Below are 7937 nucleotides of genomic sequence, written 5' to 3' on the forward strand. Positions count from 1 at the left end.
GTCAGCGTCGTCACCGCCGCCGGCACCGCGACTCCGACGCCGACGCCGACGTCCACCGCCACCCCGACGCCCACCGCCACGGCGACCACCAGCAGCAGCGCCGCCTGCATCGCCGACCCGACCGAGACCGCCGGCCCCTATCCCGCCGACGGCACCAACAGCGCGAGCGGCTCGACCAGCAATGTTCTCACCGCGACCGGCATCGTCCGCTCCGACATCCGCGCCAGCTTCATCTCGACGACCACCGTCGCCACCGGCGTGCAGGTCAAGATCACGCTGACGCTGGTCAACGTCAACGCCGCCTGCGCGCCGCTCGCCGGCTATGCCGTCTATCTGTGGCATTGCGACCGGCAGGGCCATTACTCGCTCTACACGGCGGCGAGCGAGAGCTACCTGCGCGGCGTCCAGGTCACCGACGCCAATGGCCAGGTGACCTTCACCACCATCTTCCCCGCCGCCTATGACGGCCGCTGGCCGCACATGCATTTCGAGGTCTTCTCCAGCCTTGCCAACGCGCTCGGCGGCAAATATTCGATCCTCACCTCGCAGCTGGCGATGCCCAGCGCGGTGTGCGCGACCGTGTTCGCGGACACGACGACCTACCCGACCGCCGCGAGCATCTTCAAGTCCACCTCGCTGTCGAGCGACAACGTCTTCGGCGACAACACCGCCGCGCAGCTCGCGCAGCAGACGCCCACCTTCACCGGCAGCGCCGCCGCCGGCTACACCGCCACCGCGCTGATCGGCATCGCGCGGTAGGTCGGGCGGGTCAGCCCTTCCTGCCCGCGAACAGCCGGCCCAGCACCTCGTTCGCCACCGTCGACACCGCCGACGCGACCTTGACGGGATCGAGCGGCGGCGGCGGCGCCGGATCGTTGGCGGCCGACTTGGCTTGGCGGGTCCGCTCGGCCGCCAGGTTGGCGAGCCCCGCCGCGATCGTCAGCCCCTTGGCGATCGCCGCCTGCGCCTCGACCGACCCGACCCGATCGATCAGCGCCTCTCCCCGTTTCCGCAGTTGCTTGGGCAGCTTGACGCCCCCGATCCGCTTGGGGATGCGCTTCGCCTTCTTGATCTTGGCCATGATGTCCTCGACTAGTGTCCTAGCCATATAGCACACCGCGTCGGTCTCGCAAGCGACGCGCCGCTCCCCTATCTGCATGCCTAGCCTGTCGCCCGGAACACCCGTAGAACGCTCCTATGCCCCTGACCCACATCACCGTGCGCGGCGCGCGCGAGCACAATCTGAAGGGTGTGGACGTCGACATCCCGCGCGACACGCTCACCGTCATCACGGGGTTGAGCGGCTCGGGCAAGTCGTCGCTCGCCTTCGACACCATCTATGCCGAGGGTCAGCGCCGCTATGTCGAGTCGCTGTCGGCCTATGCGCGCCAGTTCCTGGAGCTGATGCAGAAGCCCGACGTCGACCATATCGAGGGCCTGTCGCCCGCGATCAGCATCGAGCAGAAGACCACGTCGCGCAACCCGCGCTCCACCGTCGCCACCGTGACGGAGATCTATGATTACATGCGCCTGCTCTGGGCGCGCGTCGGCGTACCCTATTCGCCCGCCACCGGCCTGCCGATCGCCGCGCAGACCGTGTCGCAGATGGTCGATCGCGTGCTGGCGCTGCCCGACGGCACGCGCGCGCTGCTGCTCGCCCCCGTCGTGCGCGGCCGCAAGGGCGAGTTCCGCAAGGAGCTGCTCGCCTGGCAGGCCGCCGGCTTCACCCGCGTGCGGATCAACGGCACGCTCCACGACATCGAGGAGGCGCCCGCGCTGGACAAGAAGTTCAAACACGACGTCGAGGTGGTGGTCGACCGCGTCGTCGTCCGCCCGGACAGCGGCACGCGGCTGGCGGACAGCTTCGAGACCGCGCTCAAGCTCGCCGACGGGCTGGCCTATGTGGACCTGGTCGACACCACCGTCGACGGCGAGCCGCTCGCCGACGCCGCCATGCAAAAGCTCAAGGGCGCCGGCATCCCCGCCAACCGCATCGTCTTCTCCGAGAAGTTCGCCTGCCCCGTCTCCGGCTTCACGATTCCAGAGATCGAGCCGCGCTTGTTCTCGTTCAACGCGCCGCAGGGCGCCTGCCCGGCGTGCGATGGCCTCGGCGAGAAGCTCGTCTTCGATCCCGACCTCGTCGTCCCCAACCACGCGCTGTCGATCAAGAAGGGCGCGGTCGTCCCCTGGGCCAAGTCCAACCCGCCCTCGCCCTATTACATGCAGGTGCTGGGGTCGCTGGCGCGCGAATACGGCTTCTCCATCGACACGCCCTGGGCCGATCTCGCCCCCGAGCATCAGGACGCGATCCTCCACGGCAGCCACGGCAAGCCCGTCCGCCTTACCTTCATCGACGGCAAGAAATCCTACGACGTCACCAAGCCGTTCGAGGGCGTGATCGGCAACCTCAACCGCCGCATGGTCTCCACCGAAAGCAACTGGATGCGCGAGGAGCTGGGCAAATACCAGTCGCCCCATCCGTGCGAGACGTGCGGCGGCGCGCGGCTCAAGCCGGAGGCGCGCGCGGTCAAGCTGGCGGGCGAGGACATCAGCCACGCCACCCGCCTTTCCGTCGTCGACGCGCTCGCCTGGTTTCAGGCGCTCCCCGCCACGCTCACCGATCAGGGCCGCGAGATCGCACGCGCGATCCTCAAGGAGATCGACGAGCGGCTCGGCTTCCTCAACAATGTCGGGCTCGATTACCTCAACCTCGATCGCACCTCCGGCACGCTGTCGGGCGGCGAGAGCCAGCGCATCCGGCTCGCGTCGCAGATCGGCTCCGGCCTGTCCGGCGTGCTCTACGTCCTCGATGAGCCCTCGATCGGGCTGCACCAGCGCGACAACGACATGCTGCTCAAGACGCTGCGGCGCCTGCGCGACCTCGGCAACACCGTGCTGGTCGTCGAGCATGACGAGGACGCGATCCGCACCGCCGATTATGTCATCGACATGGGGCCGGGCGCCGGCGTCCATGGCGGCGCGATCGTTGCGCAGGGCACGTTCGAGCAGGTGCTGGCCAACCCGGATTCGATCACCGCCGATTACCTCGCCGGCCGCCGCGAGGTCCCCGTCCCGGCCAAGCGCCGCAAGGGCAACGGCAAGAAGCTGACCGTCGCCAACGCGACCGCCAACAATTTGCGCGGCGTCACCGCGAGCATCCCGCTCGGCACCTTCACCTGCGTGACGGGCGTCAGCGGCTCGGGCAAGTCCAGCTTCACCATCGACACGCTCTACGCCGCCGCCGCGCGCGAGCTGAACGGCGCGCGCATGCTCGCGGGAAAGCACGACAAGATCACCGGCCTCCAGCATCTCGACAAGGTCATCGACATCGACCAGTCGCCGATCGGCCGCACGCCCCGCTCCAACCCCGCCACCTATACCGGCGCCTTTACCTGCATCCGCGACTGGTTCGCGGGGCTGCCGGAAAGCCTCGCGCGCGGCTACAAGCCCGGCCGCTTCAGCTTCAACGTCAAGGGCGGCCGCTGCGAGGCGTGCCAGGGCGACGGCGTGCTCAAGATCGAGATGCACTTCCTCCCCGACGTCTATGTCCAGTGCGACGTCTGCCACGGCGCGCGCTACAACCGCGAGACGCTGGAGGTGCGCCACAAGGGCCTCAACATCGCCGAGGTGCTCGACATGACGGTGGAGGACGCCGCCGGTTTCTTCGCCGCCGTCCCCCCGATCCGCGACAAGATGGCGATGCTGGTCGAGGTGGGCCTGGGCTACGTCAAGGTCGGCCAGCAGGCGACCACCCTGTCCGGCGGCGAGGCGCAACGCGTCAAGCTCGCCAAGGAACTCTCGCGGAGGGCGACCGGCCAGACGCTGTATATATTGGACGAGCCCACCACGGGCCTGCACTTCGAGGATGTGAGGAAGCTGCTCGAAGTCCTCCACGCGCTGGTCGAACAGGGCAACACCGTGGTCGTGATCGAACACAATCTGGATGTCATCAAGACCGCCGACTGGGTCCTCGACCTGGGACCAGAGGGCGGCGTCAAGGGCGGCGCGATCGTCGCGGAGGGCCCGCCGGAGAAGGTGGCGGCGACGGCGGGGAGCTTCACGGGGCGGTATCTGGCGCCGCTGTTGCGGGGGCGGGGGGAGCAGATGAGGGCGGAGGCGGCGGAGTAGCTATAACCGTTCAAAATTTAAAGAGATCGTTTATCAGGTTTGCAAGATGAGTGAGTTGCCCGCTTAGCACGAGCCACAATCCTATCCAAAACTTTAAGGTCGAGGCTTCTTTGCCAAGGCCCTTCGCAAACTCATTAACAAAGACTTCCGCCTTCGCAGCAGCCCATAACCCAATCTGCCTTGCGTACTCAGAGATAGTAACGCTAAGCTTTGTCGACTTATCTAAATCCCGATTCCTCAGCGAGATCTCGACCTCGCCCAGAACAGACTTCAGGTTGGCTGTCTCCTCAGAACTCAGCGGCTCCGGTGGGTAGTTATGACCGATGCCGGCAATTTCGCCAATCGCTGGCTTAGCTACTCTGGTAGCTTCGATGAAAGCTTTGCGAGTATCTAAAACGGCTGCAAGCACAGGAGCAGTTTCCACTCCGTTTAGGGTGTTCGGCTCATCCTCGCGGCGTTTAAACTCTCCTCGCTCGAACTCATAATAGGCAAAGATGCTCTGTCGTGCTTGTGCCCGCGAACCAGTCGCGCGATCAAAGATCGTTGACCTATCGATTATAGCTCCGTCGAAGCTTGAGATGCCGTCACCAAAGACACACTCGCTGAAATCAGCTCCTAACAATATCGCCCCATCAAATCGCGCATCAACAAAATGCGATCTAAAGAATCTAGTTCCTGAGCAATCACTTCTACTAAAATTACAATTCTGAAATATCACGTTCTCACATACCGCTTCGCGCAGTATAGCTCCTTCCGCTCTCACCATGAACAGGTTGGACCTGTTGAAGTTTGAGCGGCTGAGGTCAGCTCGACTGAGATCCGCTTTTTGCAACGAGCACTTGCCAAAATCACGATCGCTCAACGACATCGCTGTCAGATCAGCGTTTCGGAAATCCCGAGCATAAAGGTCACGTTCCCCCCGCATCAGGGCGCTTACATCCTCTTCATCCGCCATACTTACTCCGCCGCCTCCGCCCACTCCCGCACGTCCACCCGCGAGTGATGCGCGTACGTCTCCCACCCGATCTCATAGTCCTCCGCCTGATTCCCCCAAGCCGTCCACCCCGGCCGAGCCCCCCGCGCGAATAGTTCTAGCCGCTCCCCCGGCGAACACGCCTCGATCACGTCATAGAACTCGTCCGGCTTGCGGCTGTGCTCGCGCTTGCGCGTGCCGACCAGGTTCACCTGCCGTCGCCCCGGCGCCAGCGTTCGCGCCGCCTTGCCGCGCACGCCGAACAGGCACAGCTCCGTCACGTTGCGGAAATAGAAGCCGACGCCGCGCCCGTCCGAGCCGCCGTCCTTTCGCACCTTGTGCCAGACCAGGTTCGACTTGTACGCGAACCCCCACGCCTTCATCACCGCCAGCCCGTCCGGCAGCAGCGCGTTGGGCACCCACAGGTACAGGTGCGCCGGGTCCGCCGCCGCGTCCGCGACCGGCAGCGCCATGATCTCGTCCAGCTCCATCGTGCCGTAGCGCGACAGCCGCCGATGCTCGGGCGCCATCTTCCCCGTCCGGTTCTGAAACCGCCACGGCGGATCTGCCAAAATCGTGGCGAACCGCCGGCCGCGCACCGCCTGCGCGAAGTCCAGCGCTGCGTCGATGCTCATGACCCATCCTCGATGCACTCGGGCCGGATGCCGATGGCCAGCACCGGGCAGCTGCCGTTGCGCCCCGCGTTGAGCCGGTAGAGCAACTTGCCCATCCAGGTCGTCGACGCGCCGTACTTCGCCATCAGCCCCATCTCCCGGAACACCGGATTGAGCGCGGCGCTGCGCGTCAGCAGCACGCCCACATCGATGACCCCGCATTGGCTGAACGCGCTCATCGCGTACAGGTCGCGATCGAACGTCTGGTCCTTGCTGTTCCACTCCAGATCGAAGGCGACGCGGCCCTTGACGTAATCGACCTTGTGCCCGTCCAGGAACCGCGCCTTGGTCAGTTCACGCTGCATCCGCGTGCTCACCGGCTTGCCTCGCGCATCCTCACCGGCCTCGCGCCACAGCAGCTTGACGAGCAGGTCAGCCTGGATCGTCGTTTCATGCCAGCCATGCGGCCGCAGCAGCGTCGAGAACGCCTTGGGCACCTCCGACTCGCTGCCACCCGGCTTGGCGATGATCGCCCGCGTCAGCCGGAAACCCCGCAACGCATCCATCAGCTCGCCGAACTCGACCGGATGAGCCTCCGACAGGATTAGCGCGGCGTTGCGGTACGAAAACACCTCATAGCGGGCGAGCACGTCCGCCGGCACGTAGCGCGCCACGAACTCCGCCGGGTCGCCCGCCTCGCCGGGCGCGGTGGCAACGTCGGGCGTGTCGGGGGAGAGGTCGTCGGCCACAACCTAGCTTGTGACGGGAGAACAAACGCGGGTCAAACGCTAAGCGGCTTCACCCCTGACTGAAGCGCTACTAAGCGGGTTTCATGGCGTCGACGACCTCCGCTGACGATTGGCCCGGACAGCGGCTGAACCATGCCGAGTTCGGCCGCATCCTCGCCGCCCGCCGCGCCGCGCTGGGCGAGCCGGTGATGCCGCGCAACGCCGGCACCCGTCGTACCCCCTCCAAGCGCGCGCTGCTCGCCGCGATCGAGCGGGCCGGGGGCGCCTGGTAGCCGCGCGCCTTGCCTAACGCCGCCACCCGCGCCATATGACGGTCGCTTCAGTCGCACATCGACGGTTCTCGCTTTGCGGCTTGCCCCTTCCTTCCCTGCAGCCTCGGCATCGGGCGCGCCGGTACTCGGCCCGCCCCCTCGGAAGAAAGCATACCCCATGAGCACTACCGGTACCGTCAAGTTCTTCGACGCCACGCGCGGCTTCGGCTTCATCACGCCCGACGCGGGCGGCACGGACGCGTTCGTCCACATCTCCGCCGTCGAGCGCGCCGGCATGGCGACGCTGACCCCCAACCAGCGCGTCGGCTACGACCTGGAAGAGGATCGCCGCGGCAAGATGGCCGCCGTCAACCTCCAGGCCGCCTGAACCCAGGCCGGGCGGCATCGCGCCGCCCGGCCCTCCATCCGGAGCGTTGTTCCATGTCCGAGGCCGAGACCTTCGCCGCCCACGCCAGCCGCTGCCGCGCCGAAGCCGACGCCGCGACGCTGGACAATGTGCGCGACCGCGCGCTGCGCGCCGAGGCCGCCTGGGCGATCATGGCCGAGCGCTCGCGCAAGACGCAGGCCTCCCGCGACGCGAAACAGGCCCGCGCGCTGACCGACGCCGCGCCCGCGACCTTCCCGCCCGAGCGCTGAAAAAAAGGCTGTCCTACAGCCGGATCCCCCGCATACCTCCCCGGTCCTTCCCAAAAGGACCGCGCATGACCGATCAGCCCCACCCCGCCCAGTTCGCCGATCCGGAGGCCGCCGCCGCGCGCCGCCGCCAGCGCCATGACGGCTGGACCCCCGAGCGCCAGCGCGTCTTCCTGGAAGCGGTCGCCGACGGCCATGTCGTTGAGGCCGCGTGCCGGCTCGCCGGCCTGTCGGTCAGTTCCGCCTATGGCTTCCGCCGCCGCGCCGCCGGCGCCGCCTTTGATCTGGGGTGGAAGGCCGCCAACCTGCTCGCCCGCGAGCACGTCGCCGACCAGCTCCTCGCCCGCGCGATCGACGGCCAGCGCGAGACGGTGACGCGCGCCAATGGCGACGTGGTCGAGCGCCTGCGCTTCGACAACCGGCTCGCCACCACCATGCTCGCCCGGCTCGATCGCCAGGCGGAGGCGCCCGACGCGCTCGCGCTCCCCGCGCGGCTCGTCGCGCAGGATTTCGACGCCTTTCTCGACCTGGTCGGCGCGGACGCGGGCCCGGCGCGCGCCGGGCTGTT

Annotated in this window: 9 protein-coding genes and 1 pseudogene; 6 read left to right on the plus strand and 4 right to left on the minus strand. The window is 67.0% G+C overall.

Features of this window, described 5'->3' with window-relative positions:
* The coding region (locus tag HUU95_RS03765; RefSeq protein ID WP_174278882.1) for an intradiol ring-cleavage dioxygenase at positions 1 to 759 on the plus strand (759 nt) is incomplete at its 5' end.
* Between the two features lie 10 nt (positions 760 to 769).
* Here the strand turns inward: HUU95_RS03765 and HUU95_RS03770 are convergent.
* Entirely contained in the window at positions 770 to 1081 is a 312-nt protein-coding gene (locus HUU95_RS03770; RefSeq protein WP_174278883.1) for a hypothetical protein, read from the minus strand.
* Between the two features lie 116 nt (positions 1082 to 1197).
* Here HUU95_RS03770 and uvrA point away from each other — a divergent pair, with 116 nt between their 5' ends.
* Complete coding sequence (gene uvrA / locus HUU95_RS03775) at positions 1198 to 4128, plus strand: excinuclease ABC subunit UvrA (protein WP_174278884.1); 2931 nt, start codon at positions 1198 to 1200, stop codon at positions 4126 to 4128.
* 10 nt (positions 4129 to 4138) lie between these two features.
* On the opposite strand, the gene HUU95_RS03780 is transcribed toward uvrA, so the two are convergent.
* The 3 genes from HUU95_RS03780 to HUU95_RS03790 are packed head-to-tail and all read right to left on the minus strand — an operon-like array spanning position 4139 to position 6464.
* Complete coding sequence (locus HUU95_RS03780; protein ID WP_174278885.1) at positions 4139 to 5083, minus strand: pentapeptide repeat-containing protein; 945 nt, start codon at positions 5081 to 5083, stop codon at positions 4139 to 4141.
* A 2-nt stretch (positions 5084 to 5085) separates the two neighbouring features.
* Complete coding sequence (locus tag HUU95_RS03785; protein WP_174278886.1) at positions 5086 to 5736, minus strand: MT-A70 family methyltransferase; 651 nt, start codon at positions 5734 to 5736, stop codon at positions 5086 to 5088.
* Positions 5733 to 6464, minus strand: coding sequence for a BglII/BstYI family type II restriction endonuclease (locus HUU95_RS03790; protein ID WP_217429762.1), 732 nt, complete (start codon positions 6462 to 6464; stop codon positions 5733 to 5735). Before HUU95_RS03790 ends, HUU95_RS03785 begins: the two co-directional genes overlap by 4 nt.
* Before the next feature lie 83 nt (positions 6465 to 6547).
* Here HUU95_RS03790 and HUU95_RS03795 point away from each other — a divergent pair, with 83 nt between their 5' ends.
* The 4 genes and pseudogenes from HUU95_RS03795 to HUU95_RS03810 form a co-directional block, all read left to right on the plus strand.
* On the plus strand, positions 6548 to 6736 hold the full coding sequence (locus HUU95_RS03795) for a hypothetical protein (RefSeq protein WP_174278887.1): 189 nt from the start codon (positions 6548 to 6550) through the stop codon (positions 6734 to 6736).
* A 157-nt stretch (positions 6737 to 6893) separates the two neighbouring features.
* Positions 6894 to 7103 (plus strand): cold-shock protein, encoded by a 210-nt coding sequence (locus HUU95_RS03800; protein ID WP_174278888.1) that lies wholly within the window; start codon positions 6894 to 6896, stop codon positions 7101 to 7103.
* 53 nt (positions 7104 to 7156) lie between these two features.
* Positions 7157 to 7372: a hypothetical protein gene (locus tag HUU95_RS03805; protein WP_174278889.1), complete on the plus strand. Its 216-nt coding sequence runs from the start codon at positions 7157 to 7159 to the stop codon at positions 7370 to 7372.
* Between the two features lie 65 nt (positions 7373 to 7437).
* Positions 7438 to 7937, plus strand: a pseudogene (locus HUU95_RS03810) (hypothetical protein); the annotation flags it as partial.

Source organism: Sphingomonas bacterium (genome assembly GCF_903643065.1).
In the GTDB taxonomy this organism is placed as follows: domain Bacteria; phylum Pseudomonadota; class Alphaproteobacteria; order Sphingomonadales; family Sphingomonadaceae; genus Sphingomonas.